At 60.6% G+C, this 15,571-nt stretch carries 17 protein-coding genes; 12 read left to right on the forward strand and 5 right to left on the reverse strand.

Annotation, left to right across the window (positions count from 1 at the left end; all coding sequences use genetic code 11):
• Positions 1 to 89 precede the first annotated feature (89 nt).
• The 3 genes from KIT79_15060 to KIT79_15070 all read left to right on the forward strand — a co-directional run bounded on the left by KIT79_15060 (position 90) and on the right by KIT79_15070 (position 3,575).
• A complete protein-coding gene (locus KIT79_15060; protein ID MCW5830625.1) occupies positions 90 to 1,907 on the forward strand; it encodes a 30S ribosomal protein S1 in 1,818 nt (605 codons plus the stop codon).
• 54 nt (positions 1,908 to 1,961) lie between these two features.
• Positions 1,962 to 2,918: a signal peptide peptidase SppA gene (gene sppA / locus KIT79_15065; GenBank protein ID MCW5830626.1), complete on the forward strand. Its 957-nt coding sequence runs from the start codon at positions 1,962 to 1,964 to the stop codon at positions 2,916 to 2,918.
• Between the two features lie 117 nt (positions 2,919 to 3,035).
• Entirely contained in the window at positions 3,036 to 3,575 is a 540-nt protein-coding gene (locus KIT79_15070) for an HIT domain-containing protein (protein MCW5830627.1), read from the forward strand.
• Positions 3,576 to 3,582: 7 nt separating this feature from the next.
• Here KIT79_15070 and KIT79_15075 read toward each other — a convergent pair whose 3' ends face one another.
• Complete coding sequence (locus tag KIT79_15075) at positions 3,583 to 4,533, reverse strand: MoxR family ATPase (GenBank protein MCW5830628.1); 951 nt, start codon at positions 4,531 to 4,533, stop codon at positions 3,583 to 3,585.
• A gap of 10 nt (positions 4,534 to 4,543) precedes the next feature.
• Positions 4,544 to 5,374 carry an enoyl-CoA hydratase/isomerase family protein gene (locus KIT79_15080; protein MCW5830629.1) on the reverse strand — a complete coding sequence of 277 codons (831 nt, stop codon included), beginning with the start codon at positions 5,372 to 5,374 and terminating at the stop codon, positions 4,544 to 4,546.
• Positions 5,375 to 5,520: 146 nt separating this feature from the next.
• Between KIT79_15080 and KIT79_15085 the strand changes: the two genes are divergently transcribed.
• Both KIT79_15085 and KIT79_15090 read left to right on the forward strand, forming a co-directional pair.
• A complete protein-coding gene (locus KIT79_15085) occupies positions 5,521 to 6,747 on the forward strand; it encodes an NAD-dependent epimerase/dehydratase family protein (GenBank protein MCW5830630.1) in 1,227 nt (408 codons plus the stop codon).
• An 11-nt stretch (positions 6,748 to 6,758) separates the two neighbouring features.
• Positions 6,759 to 7,145: a hypothetical protein gene (locus KIT79_15090; GenBank protein ID MCW5830631.1), complete on the forward strand. Its 387-nt coding sequence runs from the start codon at positions 6,759 to 6,761 to the stop codon at positions 7,143 to 7,145.
• On the opposite strand, the gene KIT79_15095 is transcribed toward KIT79_15090, so the two are convergent.
• Genes KIT79_15095 through KIT79_15105 form a run of 3 tightly spaced genes read right to left on the reverse strand, consistent with a single transcriptional unit; the run spans position 7,123 to position 9,658 of the window.
• Entirely contained in the window at positions 7,123 to 8,349 is a 1,227-nt protein-coding gene (locus KIT79_15095) for a tetratricopeptide repeat protein (GenBank protein MCW5830632.1), read from the reverse strand. The two genes, KIT79_15090 and KIT79_15095, sit on opposite strands and share 23 nt — an antisense overlap.
• A gap of 2 nt (positions 8,350 to 8,351) precedes the next feature.
• The gene (locus tag KIT79_15100) at positions 8,352 to 9,422 is read right to left on the reverse strand and encodes a hypothetical protein (protein ID MCW5830633.1); all 1,071 of its coding nucleotides are present in this window, start codon (positions 9,420 to 9,422) and stop codon (positions 8,352 to 8,354) included.
• Complete coding sequence (locus KIT79_15105; protein ID MCW5830634.1) at positions 9,419 to 9,658, reverse strand: hypothetical protein; 240 nt, start codon at positions 9,656 to 9,658, stop codon at positions 9,419 to 9,421. The genes KIT79_15100 and KIT79_15105 overlap by 4 nt, the downstream gene beginning before the upstream one ends.
• A 174-nt stretch (positions 9,659 to 9,832) precedes the next feature.
• On the opposite strand from KIT79_15105, the gene KIT79_15110 reads away from it, so the two are divergent.
• The 7 genes from KIT79_15110 to groEL form a co-directional block, all read left to right on the forward strand.
• A complete protein-coding gene (locus KIT79_15110; protein MCW5830635.1) occupies positions 9,833 to 11,026 on the forward strand; it encodes a radical SAM protein in 1,194 nt (397 codons plus the stop codon).
• A complete protein-coding gene (locus KIT79_15115) occupies positions 11,023 to 11,499 on the forward strand; it encodes a hypothetical protein (protein ID MCW5830636.1) in 477 nt (158 codons plus the stop codon). The genes KIT79_15110 and KIT79_15115 overlap by 4 nt, the downstream gene beginning before the upstream one ends.
• Positions 11,496 to 11,870 (forward strand): hypothetical protein, encoded by a 375-nt coding sequence (locus KIT79_15120; GenBank protein MCW5830637.1) that lies wholly within the window; start codon positions 11,496 to 11,498, stop codon positions 11,868 to 11,870. The genes KIT79_15115 and KIT79_15120 overlap by 4 nt, the downstream gene beginning before the upstream one ends.
• A gap of 118 nt (positions 11,871 to 11,988) precedes the next feature.
• Positions 11,989 to 13,401 (forward strand): hydroxymethylglutaryl-CoA synthase family protein, encoded by a 1,413-nt coding sequence (locus KIT79_15125; protein MCW5830638.1) that lies wholly within the window; start codon positions 11,989 to 11,991, stop codon positions 13,399 to 13,401.
• 32 nt (positions 13,402 to 13,433) lie between these two features.
• On the forward strand, positions 13,434 to 14,615 hold the full coding sequence (locus KIT79_15130) for an acetyl-CoA acetyltransferase (GenBank protein MCW5830639.1): 1,182 nt from the start codon (positions 13,434 to 13,436) through the stop codon (positions 14,613 to 14,615).
• 181 nt (positions 14,616 to 14,796) lie between these two features.
• Positions 14,797 to 15,093 carry a co-chaperone GroES gene (gene groES / locus KIT79_15135; GenBank protein ID MCW5830640.1) on the forward strand — a complete coding sequence of 99 codons (297 nt, stop codon included), beginning with the start codon at positions 14,797 to 14,799 and terminating at the stop codon, positions 15,091 to 15,093.
• 34 nt (positions 15,094 to 15,127) lie between these two features.
• A partial coding sequence (groEL, locus tag KIT79_15140) for a chaperonin GroEL (protein ID MCW5830641.1) occupies positions 15,128 to 15,571 on the forward strand: 444 nt, incomplete at its 3' end.

Below are 15,571 nucleotides of genomic sequence, written 5' to 3' on the forward strand. Positions count from 1 at the left end.
GCTCGCACTTGATTTCAGCGTCCTGGATAAGGTGATTATGGAAGGGGCAGGAAGTCCCTTCCCGAATAAGGTGGTCAGTGTCAGTCGTTATGTCAGCAGATGAGAAACGGTCACAGGGCAGCAGCGGTGGCGGAGACAGCTTCGCCGAACTGTTCGAAAAAAGTGTCGCAGCGGAGAGCATTCGTCCAGGCGAGGTCGTCACGGGGACGGTCGTGGCCGTTGACGGCGATGAAGTCATTATCGACATTGGATACAAGAGCGAGGGCCGTGTCCCGGTCTTCCAGTTCACCGATGATGGCGGCAAGGTCATTGTGCAGCCCGGCCACAAGATCCGGGTCATGGTCGAGGATCTCGAGGACCAGGGCGGATTCGTGCGCCTCTCGAAGGAGAAAGCCGATCGCCGCCGTATCTGGGATGAAATACAGGAGGCTTTTGAAAAGAACCTCGTGGTTGAAGGACGGATCACCGGACGCGTGAAGGGCGGCCTCCAGGTCGACATCGGTGTGAAGGCATTCCTGCCCCAGTCGCAGGTGGATCTCCACAAGGTTCGCAACCTGGATCCGTATCTCAACAGCAAGGAATCCCTGCGGTTCAAGATCATCAAGTGCAACAAGGCCCGCAACAATGTGGTGGTGTCCCGCCGTGATGTGCTCGAAGTAGAGCGCGAGGTGGAACGGAACCAGACCCTGAAAACCCTTGAGGTCGGCTCTACCATTACTGGCAAGGTGAAGAACCTCACCGACTACGGCGCATTCGTGGACCTGGGCGGAATTGACGGTCTGCTGCACATTACCGACATGTCGTACGGCCGGCTCAACAACCCGGCTGAACGGGTGAAGGTCAACGAGGATGTGACCGTGAAGGTCCTCCGGATTGACCATGAAACCGACCGGGACGGCAAGGACCGTTACAAGGTAGCACTCGGTCTCAAGCAACTGGAGCCCGATCCCTGGTCGGACGTGGATTACCGGTTCCCCATTGGGACCAAGGTCAAGGGCAAGGTGGTTTCCGTGGTGGATTACGGAGCCTTCGTCGAAATCGTCGAAGGAGTCGAGGGTCTCGTCCATTTCTCCGAGATGACATGGTCGAAGAAGGCCAAGCACCAGCATCCGTCCAAATTCATCAAGGTCGGAGCCGAGGTCGAGGCCGTCATCCTGTCCATTGACAAGAACAGCCGGCGCATTTCGCTCGGCATGAAGCAGCTTCTCAAGAATCCGTGGGAAGAACTGGCCACAACGCACCCGGTGGGTTCGATCATCGAGGGCAAGGTCAAGTCCATTACCGACTTCGGCATCTTCGTCGAGCTGAACGACGAAGTGGACGGTCTTGTCCATGTGTCGGATATCTCGTGGACCAAGAAGGTGAAGAATCCGGCGGAGATGTTTACCAAGGATGAGGTCATCAAGGCCAAGATCCAGTCCATCGACGTGGACAACGAAAAAGTATCCCTGTCGATCAAGCATCTGGAGTCCGACCCGTGGGGAGATTTCAAGTCCCAGTACCGGCGCGGGTCCATCATCGAAGGCGTGGTGAAGTCGATCGCCGATTTTGGCGCGTTCGTCGAGATTGTCGAGGGAGTCGAGGGTCTCATCCGGACCAACGAGATATCAACCGAGCCGGTCCGTAATGCCGGCGAAGTGGTGAAGATCGGCGACAAGATCCGCGCTGAAATCACTTCCATTGATGATAACGAGCGCAAGGTTGGCCTGTCGGTCCGCCAGATGGAGATGAACGCCACCAAGGCTGACATCAAGAAGTTCATCGAGACTCAGGGCAAGGCAAGGGCCAGTCTCGGCGACATTCTCGCCGATCGCATCGCCGAAAAGGCGGCTGCCAGCCAGCCCGCTACGGAAGCTGCTGCGGCCGAACCGGAAGCTTCCGGCAGCGGCAAAGAGAGCAAGGAATAGGAAGCAGCAGCGGGCCGTTCACTACCGGCCCGCTGCCATTTTGGAGAGCCGGCATTGGCGAGCAAGACCTCACGGGCCGTCTGGATCATTGTCGGCACAACGCTCGTCCTGGTGCTGGTCATCCTTACTGGAAGCCTGTTCTCCCCTTCCGATTCGTCCGGTCCGGCGTCAGCCATGCTCCGGGGCCGGGCGTCGGGATCGGTCGCGGTGGTGCCCATTGAAGGCCCGATTTTCAATGCCCGTCCGGTCATCAAGCAGCTCCACGCAAGGAGCGAAGACAAGTCCATCAAGGCGCTCGTAGTCCGCGTGGACAGTCCCGGCGGGGGCGTGGTGCCAAGCCAGGAGATTTACAACAAGATCCGGCGCATACGGGAGGGCGGAAAGCCCGTCGTCGTGTCGTTCGGATCGACGGCGGCCTCCGGGGGATACTATGTCGCTTCGGCCGCCGACTGGATCGTGTCCAACCCCGGTACGATCACCGGCTCCATAGGTGTGCTGATCGAGACGGCGAAATTCCACAAACTGCTGGCCAAGATTGGCGTTGAATCGGTGGTTATCAAGAACTCAAAAGGCACATTCAAGGATATCCTGAATCCGGCACGGGACATGACTGGCGAAGAGGAAAGGCTGCTCAAGTCGCTCCTGGATTCCACTTTTGACCAGTTCGTTGATGCCATCGTCGAAGGTCGTAAAATGGACCGGGCAGAGGTGCTGGCGGTGGCTGACGGGCGGATATTTACTGGTGTGCAGGCTGCGGCGGCGGGCCTGGTGGATCAGGTCGGTGATCTCGACGCCGCCATCGCCAAGGCCGGGGAACTGGCAAAGCTCGGTCCAGACCCGCATGTCATTTACCCGCGCCGCCCCAAGCCGACGATTTTCAACCTGTTTCCCGATCAGGATGACGAATGGTCTGGTCCTGACGAGACGCCGTTTCTGGGCAAGCTCCTCGGACGGCAGATCGCCCAGCATCTCGAATTCAACGGTCTTCTTTTCTACCTGATGCCCCGGTAAGCCGTTTGGGCAGGGAGTGATCCCGTGGCTGGCAAGCGCAACAAGCAGGTTTCCGGACGGGCAAGGACGAAGACGCACCGCGCTTCCTCCAGGAAGCCGGGTGGCAGCAGGCTCCGGATGCGGGGCGTGGACCTGCAGCCGGAATCACCACGGACACGCGCAAGACTCTGGGCTCCCTGGCGGATGGACTATATCAAGGGACACGCCACGAATGGTCCTGCCTTCCAGGGGTGTGTGCTCTGTGAGCTGCTCAGGATGGATGATGGAGACGGGAACCTCGTTCTCTGCCGGACCGGAAATGCCTACGTGGTGATGAACCGGTATCCTTACACGAACGGGCACCTCATGGTGGTTCCTCGCCGCCATACGAGCGATTTCACATCGCTGACCGCGGAGGAAACGGCAGGCCTGATGGAGCTTATCCAGAAGTCAGTGGCCGCCCTCCAGCAGTCGATCCGGGCACAGGGGTTCAATGTCGGCATGAATATCGGCCGGATTGCCGGGGCCGGAATCGATGAACACCTGCACTTCCACGTTGTGCCGCGCTGGAACGGTGATACCAACTTCATGCCGGTTCTGGCTGACGTGAACCTGGTGAATGACCATCTTGTGCCCAGCTATCGCCTGATCCGGGAAACGATGAAGAAGCTGGGGTAGGGCAGTCCTATTTCGGCGACGGAACAGTCTTGATCAGTTCGTCCAGTACGAGATCTGCCGGTTTCTGGCGGGGATCTTTGGCGATGATCCGGTGGAGCATCACTGGCTTGGCGACTGTCTGAACATCCTCGGGGATGACAAACCCCCGTCCCCGGACAAGCGCCAGCGCCTGCGCCGCCCGTTTGAGTGCCAATGAGCCACGGGGCGACATACCCTGTGTGAACCGGGCATCCGCGCGGGTCGCTCCGGACAGCCGTACGATGTAATCAAGCACCGTTTCCTCAACCCGGACAGCCGCGGCTGCAGCCTGTAAATCTGACATCGCATTCACACCGAGTACTGGCTTCAGGCTCGACCACTCGGGGTGACCCAGCGTTTCGCGCAGGATGTCGCGTTCTTCGGCTTCTGCCGGGTAACCCATGGAAAGCCTCATCAGGAACCTGTCGAGCTGGCTTTCCGGAAGGGGGAACGTGCCGTGCGGCTCGTGAGGGTTCTGGGTGGCGATGACAAAGAATGGCTGGGGAAGCTTCAGCGTTTCGTTTTCGATGGAAACTTGCCCTTCGCTCATGGCCTCCAGCAGGGCCGACTGCGTTTTGGGTGAAGCACGGTTGATCTCGTCAGCCAGAATGATGTGGTGGAAAATCGGACCTGGTACCAGCTCGAACCGGCGATCGGACTCCTTCCAGATTGACACCCCCAGGATATCGGATGGCAGGAGATCGCTGGTGAACTGGATACGGCGGAAACTGGCATCGAGGCTCCGGGCGAGGGCCTGTGCGAGCGTTGTTTTCCCAACACCTGGGAGATCTTCCAGGAGGACGTGCCCTTGGGCGAGCAGGGCGGCTACGACCAGCTCGATTATCTCGTCCTTGCCCCGGATCATGCGGCCGATGGACGACCTGAGCGCCTGTATCTGCTGGACGGCCGGGGATGGAGAGGTTTGCGTGGCGGGCTGCATCGATGATCCCTTACTTTCCCTGGAACACGGGCTGACGTTTTTCGATAAAGGCCCGCTGGCCCTCGCGCAGATCCTCTGACAGGAAACAGGCGATCCGGATCTGCTTGAGTTCCTGTTCCCTGGCGGCGTCCAGCGGAGGAGCGTCCAGCAGGTAGCGGATCGTCTTTTTCATCCCGCGGACGGCAAGTGGGGCGTTGGCCGCAATCCGCTGAATGAGTGTTTCTGCGGCCGCGTCCAGGTTGCTCCGGTCCGCAATCCGGCTGACGAGTCCCAGCCGGAGTGCCTCCTCCATCGTGACCGGTTCGCCAGCCAGGAACAGCATGCGCGTAGCTCCCGCGCCGATCAGGTCAATGAACTTCTTGATACCCCGAGGATGATAACAGATGCCCAGTCGTGCGGGCGGCATCGAGAACTTCCCGTGCGAGGCAGCCAGGCGAAAGTCGCAGGTGACGGCCAGTTCCGCTCCCGCTCCATAGGCATGGCCGTTCAGGATAGCGACTGTCGGGAGGGGAAACTCCTCGACCCTATCCAGCATCCTTAGCAGTTCGTTGGCTTCGATGTCGTTCGAATCCTTGCGGACGCCATGGCTATCGCCGGGGCGGGCGCCTCCGGTCGGGATCGCGGCAATGTCATAGCCGGAGCAGAACGCTTCGTCACCGGCCCCGCGGAATATCACGACCCGGACGTCATTATTCTTCTGAACGTCATCCAGAACTTTCGAGACAGCCACTGCCATCTCCGCATCCAGGGAGTTCCGTTTGGCGGGATTGGTGAGCTGGATTCGGGTTACAGGGCCGGTCTCGACGAGCACCTTGCCGCTGGCGAGCGATTGGGTAGCCATTACCTGTGAGCTTGGCCAATCGGGCACAGAGGCTCAAGGGCCGCAAACACCCTGTTCCTATGCCATGTCTGCCCGGCTTGCCTCATTTAGACCGTGCGGTAGGGTTTGGCTGGGGAAACGGAAGCGGGCAGGAGGTTGATGCAGACATGGCGAAGAAGGCTCAGGGCAGCACGAAGAAGACCACGGCAAAAAGCAGTTCCCGCACGGCGGCATCGTCAAGGCGGGTGGCGTCCGGCGTCCCTGCCGAAACACCCATCGACAGGCGGCTTGCGCTGGTGAATGGAGCGGGTGGTTTTCTGGGACTTAATGTGGTGCGGGAGCTGGTCCGCCAGGGCTGGCATGTGCGGGCAAGTGACCTGCCGCAGGTCAGAATCGACCATCTCTCCCGTGATTTCGGCGTGGAAACGCAGCCGGCGGACCTTTTGGACCTTGAGCAGTGCCGTGCACTCGTGAATGGAGTCACCCACGTCTTCAATCTCGCGGGACTGTTCAACTTCGCCGCCAGCCGTGAGCAGCTTTTCAATGCCAACGTGAAGGCAACCGAAATGATGTGCCGTGCCGCTTCCGGGACAAAACTGGAGCGTTTCGTGCATGTGGCGACCATCGGTGTCTATGGAAGAATGGGCCGCCGCGCAGCGGATGAGAGCTGGCCGCACCGGCCGAAGAATCCCTATGAGGCGACCAAGGAACAGGGAGAGGCTGTGGCGTTTCACTATGCACGCACCCGCGGACTCCCGGTGGTATCGCTCCGGCCGACCGTGATCTATGGGCCGCGTTCCCGCTACGGCGTTGTCACGTTCCTGTCGGCTATTGCCATGCTGCGGTTTTTCGGCATCCGGAAGGCTCCGGCTATCCCTGGAGGGCCGAAACTCTCACATGTGCACGTCGAGGATGTCGCCCGCGCGCTGGTGCATATTGCCACCCATGGCAAGGTGGGCGAGGCCTACAACTGCGCCGACGATACCCCGCAGGCGTGGGGTGATCTGGCCACTTTCATGGCTGGCGAGTTCGGCATCGAACCGGCTGATGAATACCATGTACCGGACCCGGTTTTTCACCTGCTGGGCCGGGTGGCGCCATACGTGCCGAAATCATGGCTTGCCGGCCGGCAGAAGCAGATTGACCAGCAGTGGCAGAAGCTGGTGGAAGCCGGCGTGAAGGATTTCCTGAAACCCACGCTCGACATGGATTTTCTTGGTTACCTCCGGTCGAACCATATCCTCGACACCGGGAAGCTGAAGAACACCGGCTTCAGGTTGAACTATCCGCGCACGGTCGATGGCCTGCGTCAGACGATCGAGTGGTACCGGGAGGCGGGCTGGCTGCCGAGGCTGGACCAGTTCCACCAGTCCGGCAGCCGGGCTACGGCCTGACACCTGCACGAATGAAAACCGACACGGTATTCGTGGACGCCACGCGCGTGGTGACGGATGCGGGCCGCATCTCGCTGTTTTTGTGGGTGGATGTCATGCGCGGAGACGGTGGTGAGGTGCTGACCGGCGAGCCGGCGAGGCTATGGGTCGAGCTGGAATGGGAAAAGACCGGTGGCGAGGCGGAATCTCTCCGAATGTACGAGGAGGCAGTTCCTGCCGAGTGGCTCACCGGTTCCGCGCCTGACCGGAGGCTCAAGGCCAGAGTCCGGGCGCTGTTCGAGGAAGGCCGGGACCGGATGTACGCCGTGGGTGCCGGCGGGACGATGGCATGGGCCCGTGACTGGATGAAGTCGGGCCGGCCGGCCGGGAAAACTCCTAGTTCAGGAACGGCAGAATAGGCATGCCGGTCTTGGGATCAGTATCGAGCAGGACGGCTTCCAGATAGAAAACGAGATCCAGCCAGTAGAACAGGCAGTAGGCTCCTGCCACCAGGAACAGGATGAAGCTGGGCCAGAAAACGGCCTTGCCGCAGGGTTTTGCAGCGGCTCCGGGCCATATCCAGTTGCCGATGAAGACCCCAATCGCCGTCATCAGGTAGCTGGCAATGACGAGCCGGGGCTCGCGGCCCGAGATGTTGACCATGGACTCGACATCTCCGGTACCGAAGGTAAGCCAAGCGGTGACACCGAAAAGGATGGCGAAAAGCGGCAGCAGCCAGAGCGCCGTTGAACCGGCAGAACGCGCCAGTTCCTTCCACGGGGCGGGGGCCGGAGCGAGCCAAACCAGCGTAATGGCGGAGAGCGCGAGCAGCAGGAACGATCCCAGCAGTGCCTGATAGCGGGCGACGTAGAGATGGGCTTTCACCCGCTGGGCGGGGCTGGGGGGCGGGACGCCCAGTTTTTCGCCAAGCGCGGTAGCAGCATCATAGTAGGCGGCCGACTGGGAGTAGCGGTTTCGCGTAAACTCCAGATCGCCCAGACCTTTCAGTGCAAACGCCGCCGACAGGGTGCCGGGATAACGGTCAAACACCATCCGGTACAAACGGCGTGAATCATCGAAACGGTTCTGACGGAACGCATTCTTGGCAAGGAAAAAGAGATATTCGGGCGAACGCGGATAGCCGGGATTGGCCTCGGTAAGCCTGAGCATTTCCTGCTCGAATGCTTCCTCACCGATGTCCTTCCGGGTGTCGAGGAGTTTCTGGAACTCCTTGTAGGTTGCCGCCCATTTACCCTCGAACGGAAGCAGTGAGGGGAGCCGCCGCTCCACGCGGGCCGCTGCACGGCTGTCATGATAGCGGGAGACGACCAGCCGGTATATTTCGAGTGCGCCGTCCACATCGTGAAGTTGCTGGTCACGGATGAAACCACACTGAAACAGCGCGCTCGGCGCTGACGGGCTGGCGGGGTATTTGTTCGCCACTTCCAGATAGATCCGGCAGGCTTCATCGAGATTCCCCGCCGTCTCAGCCTTCTGGCCCTCGACGAACAGGATCTCGCCAGGTTCCTCCGGCGCAGATGCCTCGCCGGTAGCAAGTACGGCCAGAGGCATCAGGCCGCAACCATATGCAGCAACCAGAAGGAGACCCCGCCAGCGGGCCACGGCTATTTCTTTCCTGCCGGCCTGACGGGCGGTGTCGTAACCGCCGGTGCGGTGCCGATCTGTTGCACTTCCATCCGGACGCGGTGCTGTGTGTCATAGGTATAGTGGTGCGGTGCAGGGATGGTCAGAACGCCGTTATAGTAGAGTTCAGCCTTGAGAGGGACCGAAAGTTCACGATCAATCCAGATTGTGCCCTCATAGTTTCGCACCGTGATGCCGGGGTTTTCTCCGGTATAGTGAGAGGGGCCCGTCTTGTACTGGTCTACGGTCCTGCCCAGCCATTCTCCCACCCCTGCGAGCTCGTAGCCGATGGCCTGCCGGGTTTCGTTGACCCACCGGCGGAGAAGGTCATGGGAAAGCAGATCGAGTTGCCCTGAAGTGATGGAATTCAGAAGCTGCTGGTCTTCCTCAGGTGACTGCTCGTTGATGTCAGCGGCCTGCTTGTCGCCAGGCCGCTGAAGGAGCGGCCGGTTCCCGATCAGCCAGAACTGGCTCTTGTAAAGCGGCTTGTGGAAGGTCTGGGCGGGACTATCGGTATCGACGTTGTAACTGGCGTGCCAGTCTCCGTTCGAAGCCTTGGTGAAACGCACGGCACCCTTGCTGTATACCTTGCCCAGCTTCGGCTCCGAACTTTTCATCTCGAAACTGAAATCGACCACGAAGGACGGCAGGTTGTCGAAAGTCCGCCGGAACGGCTGGTTAACGGCAGCGATGACCGACGACAATGTTTCGGGAAGCTTCTCAGGGACTTCTTCTTCCTGCCGGCGTCCCTGGTGCATGGTCATCGGTTCGAGTGTCACGCCCTGCATCTCGGGCTCCACCTCACCCTCTGCATAGAGCTGCCCGGATTCCATGCGCTGTTCTTCCACCCATGCACGGGCCTTCTTGACGTGGTCCACTTCCGCACCCCGTTGCGGTGGTGCCGACGGGATGAGGCCATCCGGAAGTTCCGAACGGGTAGTGAGGTACAGAAGATAAATGCTGACCACGACCGCAATGGCCAGCGCCGCCATGACAAAGCGGCGAACATTGTCCGCTTTCGGGACTGGTGGACTGGATGGAGGCTCAGTCACGATGCCGCTTCCGTCCCGGACTGGCCCGGCATGGGCTCGCCGTGGCCTGGTTTCACACGGCTTCGCAGGTAAGCCGAGATGACCGGTATCGCTACCATGAGAAAACCCGAAAAGATCACAAGCGGTGTGAGATCGGCACCGATCGAAGACGAGTTCGGGTTGTAGCCGAACTTCACTTCGAGCACCCGTCCGCGCCGCCGTTTCCACGGCAGTATCCATTTGCTCCAGAACGACATCCTGCAAGTCTCCGGTCGTTATCCAGCAGTCGAAGCTCCACCATAGCACCGGCGCGGCTGGCGCGGGAAGGGGAGATTATCCCGGACACCCTTCGCCATTATTGTCCAGTTAATGAGTTCTCGCCGTTACAGGGCAGATTGGATATATTTGGCTGAACAGGGCAGCATTTCCGGATGGATACCAAGGCGGGCTGGCGATACCGGTACGAGCCGTTCGGCGGGATTATCTCCGTCGAGGAGCCGCCGCTCCTCATGCTGGTGGACCAGGACTACCTGCGCGAGCGGGGCGTGGCGGAAAGCCCGGCGTGGAGTGAGCCCTGGGACGGCCAGCTTTCGGCGCCGACAGAAGTGCATCTGGCGCTCACCAACTATTGCGCTGCCGGCTGCACGGCTTGCTACATGGACTCGCGGCCGACTGACCGGCTGGAGACCGAACGGAAGGATTATGAACTGGCCCTGGGCCGGATCCGTACTCTGGCTGGAATGGGTGTATTCCATGTGGCGCTGGGCGGCGGAGAGACGCTGGAAGTGCCGTGGCTGTTTGATCTCGCCGCCGAGATGAGAAAGCTCGGCATGGTACCGAACATCACGACGAGTGGCCTGGGCATGACGGAGGAGAAAGCCCGCCGTTGCCGGATATTCGGGCAGGTGAACGTGTCGGTGGATGATCTGGGCGAGCGTTACCGCGAAAGCCGCGGATACCAGGGGTTCGAGGCGGCTGAGAAAGCAATCGGCTTGCTGCAAAGAGAGGGCATCCCGGTTGGCATCAACTGCGTCATCTCCCGCAAGAACATCGGCCACCTGGATGAGATATTCGCCTGGGTGAAGCGGAATAAACTTCTGGAGATCGAGCTGCTGCGCTTCAAGCCGGCGGGACGTGGCGCCGAACACTATGGGGAGTTCTGCCTCACGGCGGAGCAGGCGGAAAACTTCTTCCCGCAGGTAAAAACACTCACGCGCAAGCACCGGATCCGGGTAAAACTCGACTGCTCGTTCGGGCCGTTCGTCTACTTCCACAAGCCAGACCGGGAGACCGTGCGGTTTTTCTCCATCCGGGGCTGCGAGGGGGGCAACTGGCTCGCCGCCGTCCACCCCGATGGCCGGGCGGCCCCATGCAGTTTCGCCTGGGATGAAAGTGTTCCGGTGGCTGATCTGCCCTCGAAATGGAAAGACCCGTCGGCCTTTGCCAACTTCAAGGCATGGTGGACAAACCCGCCTGAGCCCTGCGCCTCGTGCGACTATCTGGACCTTTGCCATGGTGGATGCCATGCGGTGTCGAAACACACGAACGGCAGTTTCCAGGCACTCGATCCCGAGTGTCCTTCGGTGCGGCGCTACCGGGCGGGACTGGAGGGGAAGCAGGGATGAGCCAGATTGTTTTTGAATCGTCGGCGCGTCTGCTCACGCTGCTGCACGGTCTTGCCGGAATCGCGCTTACTGGCGCACTTACCCACGGGGCGGTTTTCATCTGGAAAGGAAACCGCACCGGGGCGGCGGGCTACTACCGGCGGGCGGAGAAGTTCTGGCCCGTCATTCACATATCGCTCTTTGCTTCCATGCTGCTGGGGTTCATTGCCTACCCGACCTACCGGATCCGTACCCGCGCCGAGTTCCTCGACGCCCACTATCCGCTGGTGGTGGACCTGTTCGATCTCAAGGAAAACTACGCCTCGATCGTTTTCGTGCTGGTGTTCGGGGCCTGGCTCCTCCGTCACGCACCGCTCAAAAGCCAGGCGCGGCAGCTTCTGCACGACAACTTCTACTACGCGGCCACGGCCCTTACCTGGCTTATTGCCGTGCTGGGGCTATGGGTGACGCTGCACCGGGGGATCGGTACATGAGTGAAGCTCCAGAAAACAGTACGAAAGGCACCGGCGTGGCTGCTGCCGCGATTCTGGTGAGCACCTTTGGGCTCATGTTCGCGCTTCTGGCGATTCTTCCTGTCAAGGTGCCCGCCTACATCCCGCTGGAACACCGCTGGCAGTGGGGGATGCCCGATCCTCCGCTCATCGGGATGGACTACTACGGCCGGACCATCGTCGCGCTGGTTGTGGCGGTCGTCGCTTCCGGCATCGCCTGGATCATCGCCGGTCCCGTTGCCAGATGGAAACCGGCTGAAAACTCCCAGGGGGTGAAGATGCTCGCTATCTACGCCTTCACAGGGACGGCGCTGTCGGTGTTCATCTACTGCTATACGCTCGTATTCAAGTGATCTGTGCCGGGAGTCTTGCTCCCCATTGACTCTCCGGTCGATTTTGGCTCGACTGGCCGTTCCGGGTGGAGCATTGTGGCCCCCGGCTATCTCCAGGGGAGTTCAAAGGTAACAGCATATGGTCGGCATCATGGCATACGGGGCATATGTCCCCTTTCACCGGCTCCAGCGCAAGGCGCTCAACGAGGCCCACGGCAAGCCGGGAGGCAAGGGCGAGCGGTCGGTTGCCAACTACGACGAGGATTCGGTTTCGATGGCGGTTGAGGCCGCCTGGAATGCCTTGTGGAAATACGACACGAAGCAGGTGGGGACAGTCTATCTCGGCACGACGACGAATCCGTACGCCGAAAAGGCTTCCAGCACGACTATTGCCGCCGCCCTCGACATGCCACCGCAGGTCCGCACGGCCGATTTCGGTGATTCGCTCAGGGCGGGTTCGAGTGCCCTGCTGGCGGCGCTGGATGCGGCAGTCTCGACGGGTAAGCCCGCACTGGCGCTGGCCGGGGACTGCCGGATCGGCGGAGCCGGTGGCGGCAACGAAAGCAGTTTCGGTGACGGGGCGGCCGCGTTCCTGTTCGGAACAGGGGATCTTGTGGCGCGGGTGCTGGCGACGGCCAGTGTTGCCAACGAGATCGTGGACAACTTCCGCCGCCATGAGGACGTGATGGTCCGCAACTGGGAAGAGCGGTTCGGCATTGTCCAGGGTGTGAACCGGGCCATACCTGCAGCGGTGAAGCAGGCGCTCCAGCAGGCGGGTCTCAAAGGGGAGCAGGTGGACCGGTTCGTCTGCGCCTCGCCTTCGAGCAAGGCAACGCAGGCCGTGGCCAAGATGTGCGGCATCAGGCCGGAAGCCATCGAGGATGCGCTGGAAGCCACGGTCGGCCAGGCAGGCGCCGCCCACGGACCGATGATGCTCACCGGGGCACTGGAAAAGGCGAAAGCCGGCGACAAAATCCTTTTCGTATCTTATGCCGAAGGAGCCGATGCGCTGCTCTTGGAGGCGACACCGGGCATTGACGCCTGGCGCCCCAAGCGGCACCTCTCTGACCTTATTGAACGCAAGCGGAACGACATCCGCTACACGGACTACCTCAGGTGGCGGAATCTGCTTGATTTCGAGCCGCCCCGCCGCCCGGAAATGAAGCGTCCGGCAGCAACTGCCATGTTCCGGAACTATCACCAGAACCTCGGCCTCTACGGAAGCCGCTGCACGGCTTGCGGAGCATTGAGCTACCCCAAGCAGCGTGTCTGCTGGAAGTGCCGTGCCAAGGACAAGACCACCGACTACTCGTTCCGTACGGCCAAGGGAAAGATACGGACATTTTCGGCCGACCATTTGGCCTACACACCTGCGCCGCCGGAACTGCTGGTGGTGATCGATTTTGAGGAAGGGGGACGGCTCATGTGCAACATGGCCGACGTTGACCTCAAGAACGTCAAGGTTGGCGAGCCGGTCGAGATGACCTTCCGCCGGCTCTATGAAGCGGGTGGAATTTTCAACTACGCATGGAAAGCGAAGGCGGCGGGCTGATCCAGCCTTCCTCTTAAGGGGAGTACGAAATCATGGCAGGAACCATCAAGGACCGTGTGGCAGTCGTCGGCATGGGATGTTCGAAGTTCGGCGAACGCTGGGAATCCAGCGTTGAGGACCTGCTCGTCGAGGCAGCCTACGAAGCCTATGAATCGGCTGGCATAGACCCCAAGCAGCTCGAAGCGGCATGGTTTGGCACCATGAACTCCGGCCGGGCAGCCCTGCCGCTGTCGCAGTCGCTGAAGCTCGACTACATCCCGATTACCCGCGTCGAGAACATGTGCGCTACCGGCAGCGAGGCCTTCCGGAATGCCTGTTATGCGGTCGCTTCTGGTGCCTATGACCTGGTGATGGCGATCGGTGTCGAGAAGCTGAAGGATTCCGGCTATTCCGGTCTCACGTCAGCCATGCCCGATTCCGACGGTACCGAGCCGAACCTCTCGGCTCCATCGGCCTTTGCGCTGCTGGCCCCGGCCTATGCGGCCAAATATGGCGTCAGTACCGAGAAGATGAAGGAGGTACTTTCGCGCATTGCCATGAAGAACCACGCCAACGGGGCGCTCAATCCCAAGGCGCAGTTCCAGAAGGCAGTCTCGATGGACGAGTGCCTGAAGTCACCCACGGTGGCGAGCCCGCTGGGCATTTTCGACTGCTCGGGGGTCGCCGACGGGGCCGCTGCCGCGATCATCTGCCGGGCCGAGGATGCCCACAAGTACAACAAGAAGCCGATGTACGTGAAGGCACTCACCATTGCCGCCGGGACGGGGGAGGGTGCACTCAACCCGGACTTCGACTTCACCATGATCAATGAGAACGTCCGCGCCGCGAAGGAAGCCTACCGGCAGGCGGGCATCACAGACCCGGCGAAGCAGATCTCCATGGCCGAAGTCCATGACTGCTTCACGCCGACCGAGCTCGTTATCTACGAAGACCTCGGTTTCACCGCTCGCGGGCAGGGCTGGAAAGACGTTCTGGACGGCGCGTTCGAACTGGGCGGCCGTTTGCCCGTGAACCCCGACGGCGGCTTGAAAAGTTTCGGTCACCCCATCGGTGCGTCCGGCCTCAGGATGCTCTACGAATGCTGGCTCCAGTTCCGCGGTGAGGCGGGAAAACGCCAGCTTCCCGACCCCAGGCTGGCTGTCACCCACAACCTGGGCGGCCAGCCTTGGCGTTGCGTCGCCTTCGTCAGTGTCGTCGGCAAAGAGGCCGGGTGAACCGGTCTAGGGATCGAGAAAATACCAAATAATTTCAGCTAATTAGCAGTCACGTCTTTTAATTGCCAGTTATCCCTTGACCGGTTGCAGGGCATGATTACTACTGCCCCAGCTTCGTGTCTGCCGGGGAACGGCGGGGGCGGGGCAAATTCAGGTTTCAACTCAAGTTCCAATGAAAGGGATGGCAAGCATGAAGGTTCGTCCTCTGCATGACCGGTTACTGGTCAAACGGCTCGATCAGGAAGAAAAGACCAAGGGGGGGATCATCATCCCCGATTCCGCCAAGGAAAAACCGCAGGAAGCGGAAGTAGTGGCGGTGGGAAGCGGCCGGATCGATGAAAACGGCAAGCGCATCCCCCTCGATGTGAAGAAAGGCGACCGCATCCTGTTTTCCAAGTGGGGCGGCACCGAGATCAAGGTAGGCGGCGACGAGCTGCTGATCCTCAAGGAAGAAGACATCCTGGCCGTCATGGACTGATCGCCGGGCATTTTTTCAGGGAGTACGGAAAATCATGGCAGCGAAAGACATTCTTTACGGTGAAACCGGCCGCGCACAGCTTCTGCGTGGCGTCAATGCCCTGGCCGATGCGGTCAAGGTCACTCTCGGTCCCAAGGGCCGCAACGTCGTGATCGAAAAGACGTTCGGTTCGCCCACCATCACCAAGGACGGCGTGACGGTGGCCAAGGAAGTGGATATCGAGAACAAGTTCGAGAACATGGGAGCCCAGATGGTTCGTGAGGTCGCGCAGAAGACCAACGACATCGCGGGCGATGGGACGACCACAGCCACGGTGCTGGCGCAGGCGATCTACCGCGAGGGCGTCAAGCTCGTCGCCGCCGGCCATAACCCGATGGACCTGAAGCGCGGCATCGACAAGGCCGTTACGGTGGCGGTGGACGAACTGAAATCCATCTCCAAGCCCACCAAGGACAAGAAGGAGATCGCCCAGGTCGGA

The sequence above is a fragment of the Deltaproteobacteria bacterium genome (genome assembly GCA_026129095.1).
In the GTDB taxonomy this organism is placed as follows: domain Bacteria; phylum JAGRBM01; class JAGRBM01; order JAGRBM01; family JAHCIT01; genus JAHCIT01.

Excerpts from the sequence above, each read along its gene's own strand:
- KIT79_15060 (MCW5830625.1), top strand. The coding sequence starts at position 90 with ATGTCAGCAGATGAGAAACGGTCACAGGGCAGCAGCGGTGGCGGAGAC.
- KIT79_15070 (MCW5830627.1), top strand. The coding sequence starts at position 3,036 with ATGCGGGGCGTGGACCTGCAGCCGGAATCACCACGGACACGCGCAAGA.
- KIT79_15075 (MCW5830628.1), bottom strand. The coding sequence starts at position 4,533 with ATGCAGCCCGCCACGCAAACCTCTCCATCCCCGGCCGTCCAGCAGATA.
- KIT79_15080 (MCW5830629.1), bottom strand. The coding sequence starts at position 5,374 with ATGGCTACCCAATCGCTCGCCAGCGGCAAGGTGCTCGTCGAGACCGGC.
- KIT79_15085 (MCW5830630.1), top strand. The coding sequence starts at position 5,521 with ATGGCGAAGAAGGCTCAGGGCAGCACGAAGAAGACCACGGCAAAAAGC.
- KIT79_15090 (MCW5830631.1), top strand. The coding sequence starts at position 6,759 with ATGAAAACCGACACGGTATTCGTGGACGCCACGCGCGTGGTGACGGAT.
- KIT79_15105 (MCW5830634.1), bottom strand. The coding sequence starts at position 9,658 with ATGTCGTTCTGGAGCAAATGGATACTGCCGTGGAAACGGCGGCGCGGA.
- KIT79_15110 (MCW5830635.1), top strand. The coding sequence starts at position 9,833 with ATGGATACCAAGGCGGGCTGGCGATACCGGTACGAGCCGTTCGGCGGG.
- KIT79_15115 (MCW5830636.1), top strand. The coding sequence starts at position 11,023 with ATGAGCCAGATTGTTTTTGAATCGTCGGCGCGTCTGCTCACGCTGCTG.
- KIT79_15120 (MCW5830637.1), top strand. The coding sequence starts at position 11,496 with ATGAGTGAAGCTCCAGAAAACAGTACGAAAGGCACCGGCGTGGCTGCT.
- KIT79_15125 (MCW5830638.1), top strand. The coding sequence starts at position 11,989 with ATGGTCGGCATCATGGCATACGGGGCATATGTCCCCTTTCACCGGCTC.
- KIT79_15130 (MCW5830639.1), top strand. The coding sequence starts at position 13,434 with ATGGCAGGAACCATCAAGGACCGTGTGGCAGTCGTCGGCATGGGATGT.
- groES (MCW5830640.1), top strand. The coding sequence starts at position 14,797 with ATGGCAAGCATGAAGGTTCGTCCTCTGCATGACCGGTTACTGGTCAAA.